The sequence below is a fragment of the Dyadobacter sp. HNCC25DJ187 genome (assembly GCF_056895255.1).
Window position 1 is genome coordinate 821,990 of sequence record NZ_JBXHAT010000001.1, and the last position, 16,407, is coordinate 838,396.

General features: G+C 41.8%; 17 protein-coding genes. 13 read left to right on the forward strand and 4 right to left on the reverse strand.

The features are described from left to right. The first annotated feature begins 58 nt into the window (after window positions 1–58). The 4 genes from AC1XUE_RS03290 (at window position 59) to AC1XUE_RS03305 (ending at window position 3,886) form a co-directional block, all read left to right on the forward strand. Window positions 59–748, forward strand: coding sequence for an SIR2 family NAD-dependent protein deacylase (locus AC1XUE_RS03290; protein WP_483354501.1), 690 nt, complete (start codon window positions 59–61; stop codon window positions 746–748). A gap of 165 nt (window positions 749–913) precedes the next feature. Beyond that, window positions 914–1,795 carry a bifunctional 5,10-methylenetetrahydrofolate dehydrogenase/5,10-methenyltetrahydrofolate cyclohydrolase gene (locus AC1XUE_RS03295; RefSeq protein WP_483354502.1) on the forward strand — a complete coding sequence of 294 codons (882 nt, stop codon included), beginning with the start codon at window positions 914–916 and terminating at the stop codon, window positions 1,793–1,795. 257 nt (window positions 1,796–2,052) lie between these two features. Then, window positions 2,053–2,874 (forward strand): hypothetical protein, encoded by an 822-nt coding sequence (locus AC1XUE_RS03300; RefSeq protein WP_483354503.1) that lies wholly within the window; start codon window positions 2,053–2,055, stop codon window positions 2,872–2,874. 1 nt (window position 2,875) lies between these two features. Continuing rightward, window positions 2,876–3,886, forward strand: a complete 1,011-nt coding sequence (locus AC1XUE_RS03305) for a S41 family peptidase (protein ID WP_483354504.1) — start codon at window positions 2,876–2,878, stop codon at window positions 3,884–3,886. A gap of 2 nt (window positions 3,887–3,888) precedes the next feature. On the opposite strand, the gene AC1XUE_RS03310 is transcribed toward AC1XUE_RS03305, so the two are convergent. Together AC1XUE_RS03310 and AC1XUE_RS03315 are read right to left on the reverse strand one after the other, a co-directional pair. Beyond that, complete coding sequence (locus AC1XUE_RS03310; protein ID WP_483354505.1) at window positions 3,889–4,278, reverse strand: DUF1801 domain-containing protein; 390 nt, start codon at window positions 4,276–4,278, stop codon at window positions 3,889–3,891. Then, window positions 4,278–4,853 (reverse strand): 2'-5' RNA ligase family protein, encoded by a 576-nt coding sequence (locus AC1XUE_RS03315; RefSeq protein WP_483354506.1) that lies wholly within the window; start codon window positions 4,851–4,853, stop codon window positions 4,278–4,280. Before AC1XUE_RS03315 ends, AC1XUE_RS03310 begins: the two co-directional genes overlap by 1 nt. A gap of 209 nt (window positions 4,854–5,062) precedes the next feature. On the opposite strand from AC1XUE_RS03315, the gene AC1XUE_RS03320 reads away from it, so the two are divergent. Next, the gene (locus AC1XUE_RS03320) at window positions 5,063–6,073 is read left to right on the forward strand and encodes a helix-turn-helix domain-containing protein (RefSeq protein WP_483354507.1); all 1,011 of its coding nucleotides are present in this window, start codon (window positions 5,063–5,065) and stop codon (window positions 6,071–6,073) included. Window positions 6,074–6,117: 44 nt separating this feature from the next. On the opposite strand, the gene AC1XUE_RS03325 is transcribed toward AC1XUE_RS03320, so the two are convergent. Together AC1XUE_RS03325 and AC1XUE_RS03330 are read right to left on the reverse strand one after the other, a co-directional pair. Next, the gene (locus AC1XUE_RS03325; RefSeq protein WP_483354508.1) at window positions 6,118–6,888 is read right to left on the reverse strand and encodes a hypothetical protein; all 771 of its coding nucleotides are present in this window, start codon (window positions 6,886–6,888) and stop codon (window positions 6,118–6,120) included. Next, window positions 6,881–7,978, reverse strand: coding sequence for an AMP-binding protein (locus AC1XUE_RS03330; RefSeq protein ID WP_483354509.1), 1,098 nt, complete (start codon window positions 7,976–7,978; stop codon window positions 6,881–6,883). Before AC1XUE_RS03330 ends, AC1XUE_RS03325 begins: the two co-directional genes overlap by 8 nt. A gap of 201 nt (window positions 7,979–8,179) precedes the next feature. Between AC1XUE_RS03330 and menB the strand changes: the two genes are divergently transcribed. From menB to rpmI, 8 genes are all read left to right on the forward strand, one after another. After that, window positions 8,180–9,004: a 1,4-dihydroxy-2-naphthoyl-CoA synthase gene (menB, locus tag AC1XUE_RS03335; protein ID WP_483354510.1), complete on the forward strand. Its 825-nt coding sequence runs from the start codon at window positions 8,180–8,182 to the stop codon at window positions 9,002–9,004. 113 nt (window positions 9,005–9,117) lie between these two features. Beyond that, a complete protein-coding gene (locus AC1XUE_RS03340; RefSeq protein ID WP_483354511.1) occupies window positions 9,118–9,525 on the forward strand; it encodes an EVE domain-containing protein in 408 nt (135 codons plus the stop codon). After that, the gene (locus tag AC1XUE_RS03345) at window positions 9,518–11,098 is read left to right on the forward strand and encodes a hypothetical protein (RefSeq protein WP_483354512.1); all 1,581 of its coding nucleotides are present in this window, start codon (window positions 9,518–9,520) and stop codon (window positions 11,096–11,098) included. The genes AC1XUE_RS03340 and AC1XUE_RS03345 overlap by 8 nt, the downstream gene beginning before the upstream one ends. Before the next feature lie 77 nt (window positions 11,099–11,175). After that, a complete protein-coding gene (locus tag AC1XUE_RS03350) occupies window positions 11,176–12,063 on the forward strand; it encodes a class I SAM-dependent methyltransferase (protein WP_483354513.1) in 888 nt (295 codons plus the stop codon). Window positions 12,064–12,082: 19 nt separating this feature from the next. After that, window positions 12,083–13,273: a tetratricopeptide repeat protein gene (locus AC1XUE_RS03355; protein WP_483354514.1), complete on the forward strand. Its 1,191-nt coding sequence runs from the start codon at window positions 12,083–12,085 to the stop codon at window positions 13,271–13,273. Window positions 13,274–13,409: 136 nt separating this feature from the next. Next, window positions 13,410–15,353, forward strand: a complete 1,944-nt coding sequence (gene thrS, locus AC1XUE_RS03360; RefSeq protein ID WP_483354515.1) for a threonine--tRNA ligase — start codon at window positions 13,410–13,412, stop codon at window positions 15,351–15,353. A gap of 114 nt (window positions 15,354–15,467) precedes the next feature. Then, window positions 15,468–16,019 carry a translation initiation factor IF-3 gene (gene infC, locus AC1XUE_RS03365; RefSeq protein ID WP_483354516.1) on the forward strand — a complete coding sequence of 184 codons (552 nt, stop codon included), beginning with the start codon at window positions 15,468–15,470 and terminating at the stop codon, window positions 16,017–16,019. Window positions 16,020–16,163: 144 nt separating this feature from the next. Continuing rightward, window positions 16,164–16,358, forward strand: a complete 195-nt coding sequence (gene rpmI / locus AC1XUE_RS03370; RefSeq protein WP_483354517.1) for a 50S ribosomal protein L35 — start codon at window positions 16,164–16,166, stop codon at window positions 16,356–16,358. The last annotated feature ends 49 nt before the right edge of the window (window positions 16,359–16,407 follow it).

The following is a 16,407-nucleotide window of genomic DNA, read 5'->3' on the forward strand; positions in this document are numbered from 1 at the left end:
TTTCTTTTTTTACTTTGTGTGAAAATCTTTCAGCTAACCTATTCCAGCAAGTATCCTAATGCAAAAACTCGTTGTTCTTTCAGGAGCAGGCATCAGTGCCGAAAGCGGGATCAGCACGTTCCGTGATAATGGCGGATTGTGGGATACATATAGGATCGAAGACGTGGCCACTCCGGAAGCTTGGGTACGAAATCAAGAACTCGTACTGGAATTTTATAACCAAAGAAGAAAACAAGCAAGATCGGTAAAGCCCAATGCTGCGCATATGGCATTGGTTGACCTTGAGTCCTGTTTTGACGTGACGATCATTACGCAAAATATTGATAATCTGCACGAAGTAGCAGGATCTTCCAAGGTAGTTCATTTACATGGCGAGCTGTTCAAATCCAGAAGTACTTCGAATCCTGAACTGGTTTATGATATGGATTCCTGGGAGCTAAAGACCGGTGACCTATGTGAACTGGGCAGCCAGCTCAGACCACACATTGTATGGTTCGGAGAAGAAGTGCCTATGATGGACGCCGCCATGAACATTGTGGAGGAGGCTGATGTATTTGTCGTAATTGGTACATCCCTGGCAGTGTATCCGGCAGCAGGTCTTGTTAATTATGTCGGGCAAAATAAGCCTATTTTTCTCATCGACCCAGCCAAACCTGACGTCAGATTTAAGCCGAACATGACATTTATCCAGGAAAAGGCGACTGTGGGAATGGGGATTTTGAAGGAAAAGTTGGAAGGATATAAATAGACAAGAGTTGACAAAGGTGGTCAGGTATTGACATTTATTGATTGAAGTCACAAAAGATAGTAGCAAACTAGCCATCACTACTAAGTGACTATTCCTGACAACAAGTGACGGAACCTGAATGTGCAGGACATAAAATTTAAAAATAAAAAAACGACAATAAATAAGATGCAATTATTAGACGGGAAAGCGATATCATCCCAGATTAAATCTGAAATTAAAGCTGAGGTAGAAACCTGGGTAGCCGGGGGAGGAAAAAAACCTCATTTGGCAGCAATACTGGTAGGACGGGACGGCGCCAGCGAAACTTATGTGGCTTCCAAAATCCGAAGCTGCGAGGAAATAGGCTTTACTTCTACCCTTCTCAAATTTGATTCAACAATCAGCGAGGCTGAGTTACTGGAAGCAGTAGCTTCATTGAACAATAATGCTGATGTTGATGGATTTATCGTACAGCTGCCATTGCCGAAACATATTTCTGAAAACACCATTATGGAAGCAGTGGATCCTAAGAAAGATGTCGATGGATTTCATCCTATCAACGTAGGCCGAATGTGTAAAGGTTTACCTGCTTATATTTCTGCTACCCCATTCGGAATATTAGAGATGCTGATCCGTGCCGGTGTTGAAACAAGCGGAAAACATTGCGTGGTCATTGGCCGCAGCCAGATTGTAGGGCTACCTATGAGTATATTGATGCAACGCAACGACTATCCTGGGAACTGTACCGTCACAATTACGCATAGCAAAACACCAAATCTGAAGGAAGTTTGCCAGTCTGCCGACATTCTCATTGCCGCATTGGGCAGACCAGAATTCGTAACCTCAGACTATGTAAAGGAAGGTGCGGTTGTCATTGATGTCGGTATCAGCCGGGTGGAAGATGCTACTAAGAAAAGTGGTTTTGCGATCAAAGGTGACGTAAATTTCTCCGATGTAGCACCCAAAACCAGCTATATTACTCCTGTTCCGGGAGGGGTTGGATTGATGACAATTTGCGGTTTATTGACGAATACTCTGAAGGCAGCAAGGAAAGAGATTTACGGGTAGTTAATGAAGAAATCAGTTTTTTATTTGAAGCTGTTTGTGGTAACATGAACAGCTTTTTTGCTGCCATCTGTTTTATAACCCAGTCGAAATGAGAAAAATATTTTTTCATAATATCAAAAAAGCAAACATTAGTTTCATCCATACAGTATGTAAAAATAAGTACATAAATGCTACTCATAAGTGACCAACTATAGAATATCATGTCTTATAAAACGAACCATAAAAGATGTAAATTCGAGCGTATAATGAAATATCTGATGCTTCTCCTCATAGCGTTAATGGGCTCTCCTGTTAACAGCCAGACTCCCGATCATATTGCTGGAAAGTCAAAGTATATCAATCTTAATATGGGATTAGGACTTAATCGGATGCGCGATTACGCTACATCACCGCTATTCTATGAAGGGCTAGCACTTGGCTATTCGGCCTCTCTCACCGGGATATATACACATAAAGAAATATCTACAGGCTTTTCCTTTCTGAATGGAAAGCTAAAAAACGACTTCAATGATCACAAGGCGGTAAGTTCGCTAACTTCCATTACTGTGCAACATGCCAGGCTCTATCAAATTTTCCGCAATTCCCCGCCAAGATGGAACATTAAAGTGGGGGGTGAAGCCCGAATTTTAGCGAACGTGCGAATGAACAAAACACTGATGAATAATGCATTAGGTATTGAAGCCTTTCCTGTCCTTTTAGGGTCCTTTAGATCAACCTGGGACATCACACGAAATAAAGCCAGGCAAGGCCGGGAACCGAAGCAACGGAGTTTGGCACTCAGCATAAATCCTGGCATTTTTGGCTATTCTGTACGTAATGGGTATTCATATCTGGGAATTAGCTCCACTATCAACGATGCAAGTTTAGCTGGTATATTGGACGATTACAGGGTACAACCTTTTGGCGTCACGTCGGTGAATACATCTTTGGATTACACGATATGGTTAAAAAACAAAAACGGTTGGAAATTTTCCTATGCCTGGGAGGCTTACAAGATCAGGAAGGACTTTTCTACCTTCGAGATGGCCTCTCATTCTTTACGGGTAGCAATTCTTTTTAATACCAAAAACAGCAACTAAGATGAAATATATTACCTATACAGTCATTACAATATGTTTATTGATGTCTGCAGCATGTGAGAACATTCTTTTTGATGCTAAAAATGAAACAAAAGATCCGGTAAAAAATTTCGAATACTTATGGAAGCAATGCGACGAAAAATATGCCTATTTTGAACTCAAGAATATTGACTGGAATGAAGTAAAAACCAGATATGCTGCGAAGATATATCAAGGAATGTCTGATGATTCATTATTTAATGTTCTGGGTGCGATGCTCAACGAACTTCGGGATGATCATACCAACCTGATCTCCAATTTCAATGTTTCCAGTTACAAAGTGTTCCGCACAGGACAAGATAATTTTGATTGGAGGCTAGTTCAAGAGAATTATCTTCCCAGAAATTACTATTCCACCGGACCATTCGCTCATGATTTTATCGCTAACGGACAGATCGGTTATGTCAGGTTTGGTGCCTTTACCGGGACAGTTGATAACAAAAACCTAGACTTTGTCCTTCATCGTTATAAAGATACCCGGGGATTAATTTTAGATCTTCGCGAGAATGGTGGTGGTTCGATAAGCGATGTATTTGCCCTTCTCAGCAGGTTTGTGGATGCCAAAACGCTTGTATACTATGTGCGCGTGAAAAATGGACCTGCCCATAACGATTTCTCTGAGCCAGAACCAGCTTTTGTAGAACCGTATTCCGGAGTCAGATATACCAGGCCTATAGCCGTGTTAACGGACCGGGGAACATTCAGTGCTGCCTCCTTCACATCGCTGGCTGCAAAAGCCCTTCCCAATGCTGTTTTGATCGGAGATACCACCGGAGGTGGGCTTGGCTTACCTAATGGTGGACAACTGCCAAATGGTTGGACTTATAGATTTTCCATATCCCAGACACTTACACTTGACAAGAATAGCGCATTCGAAAATGGAGTGCCCGCTGATATACAAGCATCGTTTGATTGGAGTAATAAAACACGTGACGAAATCATCGACCGTGCCATTACTGAATTGTTAAAATAAAACTATTTCAACCTTTCCAGTTTACCTTTCCTCTTCACCAGATTTTTATAGTCCCACTGAATATTCCTGGCCTTTGCAATCCATCGGTGCAGTGCCGGAATATCTAACTGTTCAAGAGATGTATATCGCTTTTCAGCAGCCTTAAATTTTCCTTCTGCCCGTAATTCGTCTTCTTCAAAAGACTGTCCGCTCCAAAAAAGCAGACGAACATTTTCTTTGAGTTTGCTATAACCAGCTATAGGATTTTCCTCCAGAAACCAAACCGGATGTGCATGCCAAATCTTACTTTCAGCTTCGGGAAGCTGAGCATTAATTACATTTGCAATTAAATCGCAGATCTGCTTGTCTTCCTCAGCAAGCGTATTGTTATAGTCAGCTATTTCTTGCTTCATTAAGCTAGGTTGTTTGTTTCTCCAAAATTCACCTTTCGAATTACCTGGTAGGGTACTTTGGCTTTGTGTTCTTTCTTGTAAATGGCAACGCTACTGCACAAGCAACTGTGAAAATCCGTTTCAAATTCCTTCAGCTTTTCCCATACCTCAGGATTCACATACCTGGCCAGCGTCAGGTGCAGATCGAGCTTTGTAACTTTCCCATTAATGGCGGCCATAAATTCCCTATTAAATTCCTTGATTGATTCGCTGTTTGATACGCTCAGTTTCAAAGTCAATCCTCCGCGTCCGGGATAATAGCCAAGCCCGGAAAATTCTATAAACAGTGGTTGTTGCACCGCTAGAAATTTCCGGATCGCATGTGTGACACGCTCATCGTCTTCAAGACAAGCGACGCCATCAATCGATATGTGGGAAAGTTTTGTGAGCTGGGACGATTTCACACCATATTCAGTCAGTAGCCTGTGTATTGCATCTATTCCGGCAACGCCATTCTCATCAGGTAAAAGCACCGGATAATACTCGTACCGCACTGGAACTGCACCAAATAGGTCAGTTTGACTGGTATTTGTCATGGTCATATAGTTTTAGATCTTAAAAATTAATTTATCGTTTTACTATCTCTATTACACTGTATGGCCATGTTCATCCTTTCAATCGGCAACCGTTCATTTCATAGGATACATTCAAATATCAAAAGAAAACGCTCTAATCAGTCTGTTAAAATTGATTTTCTATCAAAAATGTTGTCATTTAGCAATTAGTTTCACATTCTGACCTTTTCATGAGTATTGTCAGCAACAACATCAAGTACCTTCGCAAGCTTAGCGGACTGACACAGGAGCAGTTTGCTAACAAAATCGAAATTAAAAGATCTCTGCTGGGTGCTTATGAAGAAGCGCGTGCTAATCCGAACCTTACTAATTTGGAAAACATGGCTGCGGCCTTTGGAATTAGTGTAGATAAATTAATAAAAAGTGATCTGAGACAGTCAGGAGAACATTCTGAGTTATCTCTGCCTTTTACCCGCTCTACGCAAATGACAGTCTCCCATTCAGGCATGCTGTCCGCTCCCAGGAAACAGGTTGCTGCTGAGCATAAATATCAGGAGCGCCCAGTACCAATACAAAACACGGAAACACCTACTGATTTACCAAAACAATTCGTTCCAGCTAAGAACGATCTTATTGCTGAACAAAAAACCAATAGTGACAATCCTTTTTTGGAAAAGGATCAAACACACAAGAGTCCGATTGATGAGACAATAATTCCTAATTTTAACAACAGGATCTCAGAGAGTCAATCCGCTTCACCTATTGCCAAAACTTTTCCTTCCATTCAGTTGGTATCCCTGCACCAGCAACAGGCATATATCAGGTATCACCAGAATCCGTCTTTTGTGGCATCACTCCCTGTTTTTCAGCTTCCAAATCTTCCGCATGATTACTATAGAGCCTTCGAAACCGGAAGTGATTTCCTGTATCCCGGCGCTTTGCTGATAGGGTCATTTACTCGCAACTGGTACGATGTCCGCGAAGAAGTAAACTATATTTTTGTATTGAAAAATTCGGGCATTATCTACCGAAAGGCTTTGAATGAAGTACAGATAAACGGCAGTTTCTGTTTGATTTCAGATCTGAACGGTATCCAACCTATGCATGTACCGCTGACCGATGTATTGGAAGTATGGGAAGTGAAAGCTTTTGTCAGTTTGCAAATGCCCGTGGCAATGCCTTCATTAGATAAAGTGGGAAAGTTGGTAGAAGAACTACAGAAAGAACTTCAGAGGAAATAACAAAAAGAGAGAGCTACTGGATAGCTCTCCCCTACTGCTGTTGATCACGCAAGCGATTTAAATATCGTTTCGATTTTTTGTAATTCTTTACTTTTGGCTGTCGGCTCTACAACAGCAACTCCCAACTGAAACCACAATCCGTCGCCAGCCGAAATATAAGAACCATTCTCTGTTGGCTTGGATTCCGTGGCGTTGTCTTCAAGAAATTCCGCTTTGTAAACCGTGTCCATCACCTTTTCCAGTTGTGACCATTTCAATTGTTTTACTTCTCCACCATTTTTTACAACGGAAAACTCTTTGTGCGCAAATGAAGCTGTCAAATCGATGGTGGTTTTGTCTGCAGTATCAATATTCAGATAATTGAGCTCAAAAGGTTTTTCTCTACCCGCTTTCTCAAAGATGGCTTGCATCAATTCCTGTAAAAAATAATTCCACCGGTCTTTGTCCACAGGGTATACCGTAACAAGTTTACTATTTTCTTCCAGTTCGATTTCAATAAAGTCCTCATATTCCTCTTCCTCCCGCTGGCGGATAATCTTTGACGAGGAGAAAATCGTATCAAATTCTTTAATCCATAAGGCAGGTAAAGCTCCTTTCCACTTGAAATCATCGTTCAAAGTGAAACCTTCGTCTATAATTTCGTCCTCGGACATATCTTCACGATCTGTATAAGTAATGGAAAAATCCACCTCTAACTCTTCACGTGAAATCAGATTGACGTCCAGATTGTAAAAATTTGAAAAGGGTGCAGGAACAACCGGTGCAGTTTGGTAGCGTATTGTATATAAGCCTGGTATTTGAAGATTCTTATCCATTTGTACGATTGAAAAACGTATTTGCTGTTAGTCTTTTATCTATTTTGTCAGTTTTTGTTTTCTGAAACTGATCTGCAAAGTAAACATGTTTTGGCGTTTCAAATGCGGAAAGGCGTTCTCTTATTTCTGTCAATATTTTTTCTGAATCCACTTTTGCCAATTCTTTCTCTATAAAAAGCACCAATTTCTGCCCTAGTTTTTCGTCAGGCTCATGCCAGCTGAAAAAAGCAACGGATTCTTTCAATTGGTATAAAACTCCGGCTACGGCCTCATCCACCTTGTCCAGAATGACTTTCACCCCGCCGGAATTAATCACGTTATCTGCACGGCCCAGCCAACGAAAAGTACTTGCCGTTTCAAATTCAACAAGATCATTGGTTTGAACCAGCTCATGATTAGTCATTGCCCCGGCTACATACAGACAGCCCCTTTCGTCTTTTCCCGCAGTTACCGATGGTAGTAAGGTGTATACATCCGAAGCACCATCTACTCCGTTGAGTCTTCGCAGCGCAACATGCGAAACCGTTTCGGTCATGCCATAACTTTGATAGACAGGCTGATTCAAGTTTTTAATCTGATTAAGCAATGGCAAACCAACCGGCGCTCCACCTAACAATATAGTACCATATAAACCAACACGCGATAGGGTTAGCGCATTTTCTAAACACGCAGTCAACTGCATTGGCACCATTGCGGTAAAGTCAAAATCTTGTTCCAGGTTCAGAATCGGATTAGCTGATGGCTCTACGATGGTCAGCTCCCAATCCAGTTCTATCCCTCTTACCAACATCATCAGTCCTGCTACGTATCCGGTATTAAGGCAAACCAAAGCACGTGTACCTTTTGCAAGCTGCAGAGCCTTTCCAGTCATGGCGGCACTACCTTCCATCTGAGCACGTTGTATAGTGACCGTCTTTGGAATTCCTGTCGATCCTGAGGTTTGCAACGTGAAATATTGCTCCCCGCTTAACCAGCGGTGCATAAAATCATAGGCATTTGCCAAATAGGAATCGTTTGGTCTCGGCTCATCAAGTATTTTGTCTCGATTTGTATGCCATACCCGATCTGTCATATTTGTGTGATTACTCATTTCCAGTTTATATGCTGTCAGTCCTACTAAACAAAAGTGCTTTCAAATTAACTATTCCTGCTGACAACGACGTTTACCATGGACGAAAGTTATTAATCCTTTTTGAAGGAAAGATAAACAATCTGTAATTTCGCGATTTAATACAGACTTTGCCGCAAGATGCCCTGAGTCCGTTCTATCATAAATCTATTACTGCTCAATATGTCTAGTCCAATTCAATGGGAAACCATTAAAGAATACGAAGAAATCCTGTTTTCTCTTCATGAGGGAATTGCAAAAATCAGCATTAACCGTCCTCATGTACACAACGCCTTCACGCCTAAGACGGTGACAGAAATGATTGACGCTATGCACGTGTGCCGTGAAGATCCACGTATTGAAGTAATTATACTAACAGGTGAAGGTGGTAAGGCTTTCTGTTCAGGTGGAGATCAGTCTGTACGCGGACATGGAGGTTATGTAGGTGACGACCATGTGCCACGTTTAAACGTACTCGATCTTCAGCGCATGATTCGCTCTATTCCTAAAGCTGTAATTGCTATGGTTGCAGGATGGGCTATTGGTGGCGGACATGTGTTACATGTAATCTGTGACCTTTCTATCGCGGCTGAAAATGCACGTTTCGGTCAGACTGGCCCGAAAGTGGGTAGCTTTGATGGCGGCTTTGGCGCATCTTATCTTGCAAGAGTAGTTGGCCAGAAAAAAGCACGTGAAATCTGGTTCCTTTGTGATCAGTATGATGCTCAGGAAGCGCTACAAATGGGATTAGTCAATAAGGTTGTACCTCTGGAAGAGCTTGAAGCAACAACTGTGGCATGGTGCAAAAAGATTCAGGAAAAAAGCCCTTTGTCCATTCGTATGCTCAAAAGCTCTTTCAACGCAGAACTGGATGGCCAGGCAGGTATTCAGGAACTGGCAGGAAACGCAACATTACTCTATTATCTGAGTGAAGAGGCTAAGGAAGGTAAAAATGCTTTCGTTGAGAAGCGTCAGCCTGATTTCAGCAAATTCACTAAATTTCCTTGAAACAAATGAAGAGTTAAAATTAGATTAGAATGAAAAATGACGAGTGAATGGAAATTTTTTACTCTATATCTTTCATTCATCATTCTTAATTCATCATTATAAAAATTAATTGCATGAAATATTGGCTGATCAAATCTGAACCGGATACTTATTCCTGGGACGATTTTGTAAAAGAAGGAAAATCAATGTGGGATGGTGTGCGCAACCATACCGCCCGTTTGAATATGATGGCCATGAAAAAAGGGGATCAGGCCCTTTTTTATCATAGTAATGAGGGACGAGAGATTGTTGGCCTTGCGGAAGTTTCGAAAGAACATTACCCCGATCCAACCGCGGATGACCCGAGATGGGTCGTGGTAGAATTTGTTCCTGTTGAAAAATTCCCAAAACCTATCACTTTGAAGCAAATTAAATCAGACAAGCGCTTTGAAGATATGGCACTTGTACGTTTGTCCCGTTTGTCGGTAGGCCCTGTTAAACCTGAAGAATTCGATTTTATCATGCAACTTGCACATGACTAAACAGCGTTTTCGCTCAACACTGGGTGGACTTACATTGCTTTTATTACTCTTCTTTATTGCACCTGCTATTTCGCAAAGTGTAAAAAGAATTGAATTGCCCCTACCTGGAAATAATTCGGCTTACCAGGCCATGCCTCTTGGAGAAAAGGGAGTTTTATTGATCTCTAAACCGGGCCGCGGTACATTCAACGTTCAGAAATTTGACAGTAATCTGGATAGGATCTGGTCCATCGACGGACCGGTTGAAGATAATCTGGACTATGTAACCGCCTCTTACGACGGACAATCTGTATTTCTTTTATTTAGCAAGTACCGCAGTAATCTATACCAGATCGTAAAAGTGAATATCGGTCCGGGATTTGTCGAAACCTTTACAATCAATACGTTGGATCGCTTTGAAATTACTGATTTCAAAACGCTTGGCTATTCAGTATTTATGGCAGGTATGGTTCGTAATGAACCGGTATTGATTCATACAATGCTTACATCGGGACAGACACGGGTTTTACCTTCAGCGATTAAAGGATCAAATGCGATTCAAACTGTCGAAGTAGATACGGTGAACCACTTGGTCAACGTTTGCTTTGCAGTTAAAAAAGGGAGACAGACCAAAATCGTGGCAAAGTCTTATGAAGAAACAGGTGAGTTGTATACTCAGGTTTCAGTTGATCCGGAAGAAGACTATTCTCTTTTAAACGGACGCTTGCAGATACTGAATGATTCCGTCCGCATGGTAATCGGAACTTATGGCTACAGAAACATGCAAAGCTCCACTAATGCGGCTTCGCAGGGACTGTATATCAGCAAGATCGTTAACAACGAAATTGCCTTTACGCAGTATCATAGTTTTACCGATTTCAAAAATTTTTTCAACTTCATGAATGAGCGCCAACAGGAGAAAATGGAGAGGCGTATTCGGAAAAAGAAAGAAAGTGGGGATGATGTGAAACTGAATTATAGATTACTTGTTCACGATGTAGTACCAAAAGGCGACAACTTCCTGCTCGTAGCAGAGGTTTTTTATCCTGAATATCGTTATCAGAACTCCAATATGATGGGCGGACTCGGCTACGGAGGCATGATGGGTTATCCCTTCGGAATGGGGCTGTATAATCCATACCTGTGGAACCCTATGTATGGAGGTCGCGGCTACAATCAACAGGTATTTGATGGCTTCACTTACACGCATGCCATTCTTGCCGATGTGGATCAAAACGGAAAATTACTCTGGGACAACAGCATCAACTTCGAAAATGTAAAAAGCATGGAGCTTCGTGAGAAGATTAAAGTGCAGTCGGAAGCCAACGGTAATACGCAATTGGTTTACAGCCACCAGGGTGCTATCAGAAGTAAAATTATCAAAGGCAGCCAGGTGGTCGACAACAATAAGGTGATTGCCAACGATACTCAAATCGAAGGAGACAAAGTACGTAAGACCAGTACGGATGATATCGACTACTGGTTTGGGAACTATTATTTGGCCTGGGGTGAACAGCGTATCGTGAATGCAGCCGGCGACCCGCAGACAAGAGGAAAACGTAATGTATTCTATCTCAACAAAATCGAATTCTAGTCTTCAATGAATTTGATAAAAGAATTTGAATCGTTCCTTAATTACAATTAACAATTGATTATTAAACATTGACATAAGTGCTTCTACTATCGCCTGATCAGCATACCGATTACCAACTTATAGACTCCGGAGGTTTTGAAAAACTGGAGCGCTTCGGACAGTATATTCTTTCACGCCCTGAGCCACAAGCCATCTGGGATAAATCCTTATCAGATCAGGAATGGGAAAACCGCGCCCATGCTACATTTAAGAAGGATAAGAATTCACAAGAAAAAGGACAGTGGATTGCAAAGCCTGGCATGCCGGACAAATGGACTTTTCAGTACCGATCAGGCTCTCTTCATTTGAGAGCAAAACTTGCGTTATCATCCTTCAAGCATGTTGGCGTTTTCCCGGAACAGGCCACTAACTGGGATTATATATCCAAAGCGTTAAAGGCAATTCCTGAAGACAAACCAAGTGTATTAAATTTGTTTGCCTACACCGGTATCGCCTCTTTGGCAGCAAGGGCTTCCGGAGCTGATGTAACACATGTGGATTCGGTAAAGCAGGTGATTAGCTGGTCGAGGGAAAATATGGATTTAAGCGGATTAAATAACGTTCGCTGGGTGGTTGAGGATGCATTGAAATTTGTTCAAAGAGAAGTAAGACGTGGCAACCAGTATAACGGCATTATTCTTGATCCACCAGCATATGGCAGAGGCCCGGATGGGGAAAAGTGGTTGCTAGAAGAGAATCTGAACGAAATTTTGAGATTGTGTGCTCAGTTGTTAAAAAAGGAAAACTTTTTCTTTATCATCAACCTTTATTCACTAGGTTTCTCTGCGTTGATCGTTGAGAATTTAATTAAAGCGCATTTCGGAGACCAGATAAATCACCAATTCGGCGAACTTTTTATTCCTGATTCATTTGGTAAGAAGTTACCACTAGGCGTATTTTCCCGTTTCTCAGACCAAAGCATCTAAATTGCTGATAAGGATTTTCATGAAAAACAGATTTTGGCAATATATCACGTGGCCGGTATTTTTAGGCGTGTTCGTTCTGATGGTCTCCTGTCAAAGCGATGCGCGTAACAGTACCCGTATTCCACCGGTTGTCAAAAAGAACAGAGCGCAATGGGAAAAAGATGCAGTTGCATCCCTGTCAGACCTGATTTCGAGAGGGATTGATCTGGATGCCAACTATTTCAAGCGGGCTCGTATTTACTTTGATCAGGAAGAATATCGTCAGGCACTTGAAGACATCACCTCAGCTATCGACGAGCAGGATAATGTGGCAGAGTACTTTTTACTGAGAGGAAAGATTTACCGTGAGCTAGGCGATCTGGAGCTTGGCCTGGAAGATGCTGAGCGCGCTGAAGTACTGCAGCAGGGAACCCCTGAGCTTTACGTTTTGCTCTCTGATCTACTGCAGGCTAATGGCCGCTTCGCTGAAGCCAGCAGATACCTTAATCACGCTATGCGACTGGCACCACATGATGCCTCTGCCTACTATGTAAAAGGAATGTTGCAGGCCAAGCAAGGAGATTCATTGGCAAGTCTGGTGAGTTTGGATTATGCTATGAAAAACAACCCTAAAATGCTTAGGGCATACGTGCAAAGTATTGTCATCAACCGTAGGCTACAAAATATACCTCGGGCACTTGCCATCAATAATAAAGCAATTCAGAGATTTCCTCAGGTAGCTGAGCTCTTCTATGAAAGGGGGCAAATTTATGAAGGTCTTGCCAAGCCCGATACGGCTATGATTTATTATCAAAAAGCCATCACAGTTAATCCACGGTACCGCGAAGCGCTGATGCAAATGGCTGACGTAGGACTAAAACACAGATATTACCATAAATCTCTGGTAGCTTTGAGTCAATTACTGAAAGTAGACCCTAAGTACCCGCAAATTCACAATCTTATAGCGTATTCTTACGAGAAAATAGGTGATTTTGCAAAAGCAAGAGAATTTTACGGAATCACACTCGCCCAGGACCCCAGCGATCGGTCAGCTCATAATGGATTGTGGAGAATGAAAAGAGACGAAAGTGGCGAGTCTCCATTTGGTGCTCAAGAAGCGCAGGATAATTATCGCTTCCTGGACACTTCCCGCGTCAAACTTGATCTGATTCAGCCACGCAGAACGATAAATATCCCGGTAGATTCTTCTCGGAAGGTTAAAATTCAATAGATTTGCACAAGATATTTTTGGAATGATATTCCTGTGTGGTCTGGCAGATACGATTACCGGATCGGAATCATGCGGACAATGTCCATCCAATTAATAACACCACGGAGTAATTATAACGCTTATAGTACACCTTTGAATGAAAGACGAGTCTCAAATTAAAATTACCCTGCCAGACGGTAGCGAACGTTTTTACCCTAAGGGTATCACCGCTATGGGCGTCGCATTAAGCATAAGTGAAGGACTGGCGCGCAACGTGATTGCCGCAAAAGTGAATAGTGAGGTATGGGATCCAACGCGTGAAATAACGGAAGATTCGCTGGTAAAGCTACTCACATGGAACGATGAAGATGGTAAAGCCACCTTTTGGCATTCTTCTGCTCACTTACTTGCAGAGGCGCTCGAGGCATTGTATCCGGGTATCAAATTTGGGACAGGACCATCACTGGAGAGAGGGTTTTATTACGATGTAGATTTGGGAGAACAATCCATTTCCCAGGATGATTTCCCGAAGATAGAAGCCAAAATGCTTGAACTGGCACGCCAGAAAAATGAATACATCCGAAAGCCAATCAGTAAAGCAGATGCTATCGAATTCTTCACAGAGAAAGGAGATCAGTATAAGCTTGAATTGATCGATGGTCTGGAAGATGGTTCTATCACTTTGTACGAACAGGGTAATTTTACCGATCTTTGTCGCGGACCGCATATTCCTAATACAGGAATTATCAAGGCTGTCAAGCTGACCAATATTGCCGGCGCCTACTGGCGCAACAAGCAGGAAAATAAAATGCTTACCCGTATTTATGGTATTACTTTTCCAAAACAGAAAGAACTGGAAGAGTACGTCACTATGATGGAGGAAGCAAAAAAGCGCGATCACCGCAGGCTTGGGAAAGAGCTGGAACTGTTTGCATTTTCTGAAAAAGTGGGTCAGGGTTTACCTCTATGGCTGCCAAAGGGTGCCATGTTACGTGAACGTCTCCAGTCATTTTTAAGTAAGGCACAATCGCGGGCCGGATACGTGCCTGTGGTTACACCCCATATCGGCAGCAAGGATTTATATGTGACTTCAGGACATTGGGAGAAATACGGCAAGGATTCATTCCAGCCTATCAAAACCCCGAATTTGGGCGAAGAGTATATGCTCAAGCCGATGAATTGTCCACATCATATTGAAATATATAAAACTTCCCCACGCTCGTATAAAGATCTTCCGATCCGTTATTCTGAGTTTGGTACAGTATACAGATATGAGCAAAGCGGAGAACTACACGGATTAACACGTGTACGTGGCTTTACGCAGGATGATGCACACATTTTCTGTCGTCCTGATCAGGTGAAAGAAGAATTTATCAGAGTAATAGATCTTGTTTTGCATGTCTTCAAATCTCTGGGTTTCGAAGACTACAGCGCACAGATTTCATTAAGAGATCCGAGTGATAAGCAAAAATATTTCGGAAAGGATGAAGATTGGGAAAAGGCAGAAAGTGCCATTATTGAGGCTGCTGCTGAAAGAGGCCTGAATACGGTTACTGAATTAGGAGAAGCGGCTTTTTACGGTCCTAAGCTAGACTTCATGGTACGCGATGCTCTGGGTAGAAAATGGCAGCTAGGAACGATTCAGGTTGACTACCAATTACCGCAACGTTTCAGTTTGGAATATACCGGTTCTGACAATCAGAAGCACAGACCCGTCATGATCCACCGCGCACCTTTCGGTTCCATGGAACGTTTCATAGCAATTCTTATCGAGAATACCGCTGGTCAATTTCCACTATGGTTATCACCAGATCAGATTGCAATCCTACCCATCTCTGAAAAGTATTCGGAATATGCTGAGGAAGTTTTTCTCCAATTGCAGGATCATGATATCAGAGGATTTGTAGACAACCGTGATGAAAAAATTGGTCGCAAAATCAGAGACGCGGAAGTTACTAAGGTTCCTTTCATGCTCATTGTAGGTGAAAAAGAAATGGCAGAAGGTAAATTATCGATACGCAGAAAAGGAGAAGGTGATCTTGGAAGCATGTCGGTTGATGAATTTGTCAGCTATTTCAAAGACGCTGCAAAAATTATTTGATCATTTTATCGTTTTTTATTATTATTCCGCCTCGAAGGCACTATTTTTGTGCTACCGATGTTGACTTTTTTGATTTCCAACCAAAAAAACCAAAAAAAACCAATCCCAAGTTATATGGCATTAAGACCCCCAAGTGGACGTTACAGAGTTGTCGAAGAACCTTATAAAATAAATGATCGTATCACGGCCAAGGAAGTTCGTCTTGTCGGTGAAAATATTGAAGCAGGCGTTGTTGATATAGCTACAGCAAAAGCCATTGCAAAATCTCAGAATCTTGATCTTGTCGAAATCGCCCCTACTGCAGTTCCTCCTGTATGTAAAGTTGTAGATTACTCGAAGTTCAAATATGAGCAGAAGAAAAAGCAGAAAGAAATTAAGGCAAAGGCAATGAAAGTTGTCATCAAGGAGATCCGTTTCGGCCCCAATACAGATGACCACGATTTCGAATTCAAGCTTAAGCATGCTATCAATTTTCTTAAGGAAGGTTCCAAGGTCAAGGCTTACGTTCATTTTGTCGGTCGTACGATTGTGTTTAAAGAGCGCGGCGTAAATCTTCTTAAGAAATTCTCAGAAGCTCTTACCGAATACGGCAAGCTGGAAATGGAACCTAAACTGGAAGGAAAAAGAATGACGATCATTCTTGCCCCTGCTGTAGCTAAGAAATAGGATCTCTACGTTCGTAATGAACAATTGAAATAAATATTAAAACGTACAGATGGATACTATATCCATTTGTGCGTTTTTTGTTTTAACAGGAAATCACTAATTTTGCAGGCTGTTTTATTATTATCAATTTTTTCAATTTGTATTATGCCTAAAATGAAAACCAATTCTGGTGCCAAAAAGCGTTTTACGCTGACTGGTACAGGAAAAATCAAACGCAAACATGCGTTTCACAGCCACATCCTGACAAAAAAATCAAACAAGCGTAAGCGTGGTTTGGTAAAATCTGGTCTTATTGATGTGTCTAACGAAAAGCAAGTATTGGCAATGCTAGGAAAGTAGTTTCCAAATCCAATACAAAATCAAATACCATTTCGGTTTTTTGTTCAAC

Excerpts from the sequence above, each read along its gene's own strand:
- AC1XUE_RS03330 (WP_483354509.1), bottom strand. The coding sequence starts at position 7,978 with ATGAGTAATCACACAAATATGACAGATCGGGTATGGCATACAAATCGA.
- AC1XUE_RS03325 (WP_483354508.1), bottom strand. The coding sequence starts at position 6,888 with ATGGATAAGAATCTTCAAATACCAGGCTTATATACAATACGCTACCAA.
- AC1XUE_RS03340 (WP_483354511.1), top strand. The coding sequence starts at position 9,118 with ATGAAATATTGGCTGATCAAATCTGAACCGGATACTTATTCCTGGGAC.
- AC1XUE_RS03305 (WP_483354504.1), top strand. The coding sequence starts at position 2,876 with ATGAAATATATTACCTATACAGTCATTACAATATGTTTATTGATGTCT.
- AC1XUE_RS03290 (WP_483354501.1), top strand. The coding sequence starts at position 59 with ATGCAAAAACTCGTTGTTCTTTCAGGAGCAGGCATCAGTGCCGAAAGC.
- AC1XUE_RS03315 (WP_483354506.1), bottom strand. The coding sequence starts at position 4,853 with ATGACAAATACCAGTCAAACTGACCTATTTGGTGCAGTTCCAGTGCGG.
- thrS (WP_483354515.1), top strand. The coding sequence starts at position 13,410 with ATGAAAGACGAGTCTCAAATTAAAATTACCCTGCCAGACGGTAGCGAA.
- AC1XUE_RS03300 (WP_483354503.1), top strand. The coding sequence starts at position 2,053 with ATGCTTCTCCTCATAGCGTTAATGGGCTCTCCTGTTAACAGCCAGACT.
- rpmI (WP_483354517.1), top strand. The coding sequence starts at position 16,164 with ATGCCTAAAATGAAAACCAATTCTGGTGCCAAAAAGCGTTTTACGCTG.
- AC1XUE_RS03320 (WP_483354507.1), top strand. The coding sequence starts at position 5,063 with ATGAGTATTGTCAGCAACAACATCAAGTACCTTCGCAAGCTTAGCGGA.
- AC1XUE_RS03355 (WP_483354514.1), top strand. The coding sequence starts at position 12,083 with ATGAAAAACAGATTTTGGCAATATATCACGTGGCCGGTATTTTTAGGC.
- AC1XUE_RS03345 (WP_483354512.1), top strand. The coding sequence starts at position 9,518 with ATGACTAAACAGCGTTTTCGCTCAACACTGGGTGGACTTACATTGCTT.
- AC1XUE_RS03295 (WP_483354502.1), top strand. The coding sequence starts at position 914 with ATGCAATTATTAGACGGGAAAGCGATATCATCCCAGATTAAATCTGAA.
- menB (WP_483354510.1), top strand. The coding sequence starts at position 8,180 with ATGTCTAGTCCAATTCAATGGGAAACCATTAAAGAATACGAAGAAATC.
- AC1XUE_RS03310 (WP_483354505.1), bottom strand. The coding sequence starts at position 4,278 with ATGAAGCAAGAAATAGCTGACTATAACAATACGCTTGCTGAGGAAGAC.
- infC (WP_483354516.1), top strand. The coding sequence starts at position 15,468 with ATGGCATTAAGACCCCCAAGTGGACGTTACAGAGTTGTCGAAGAACCT.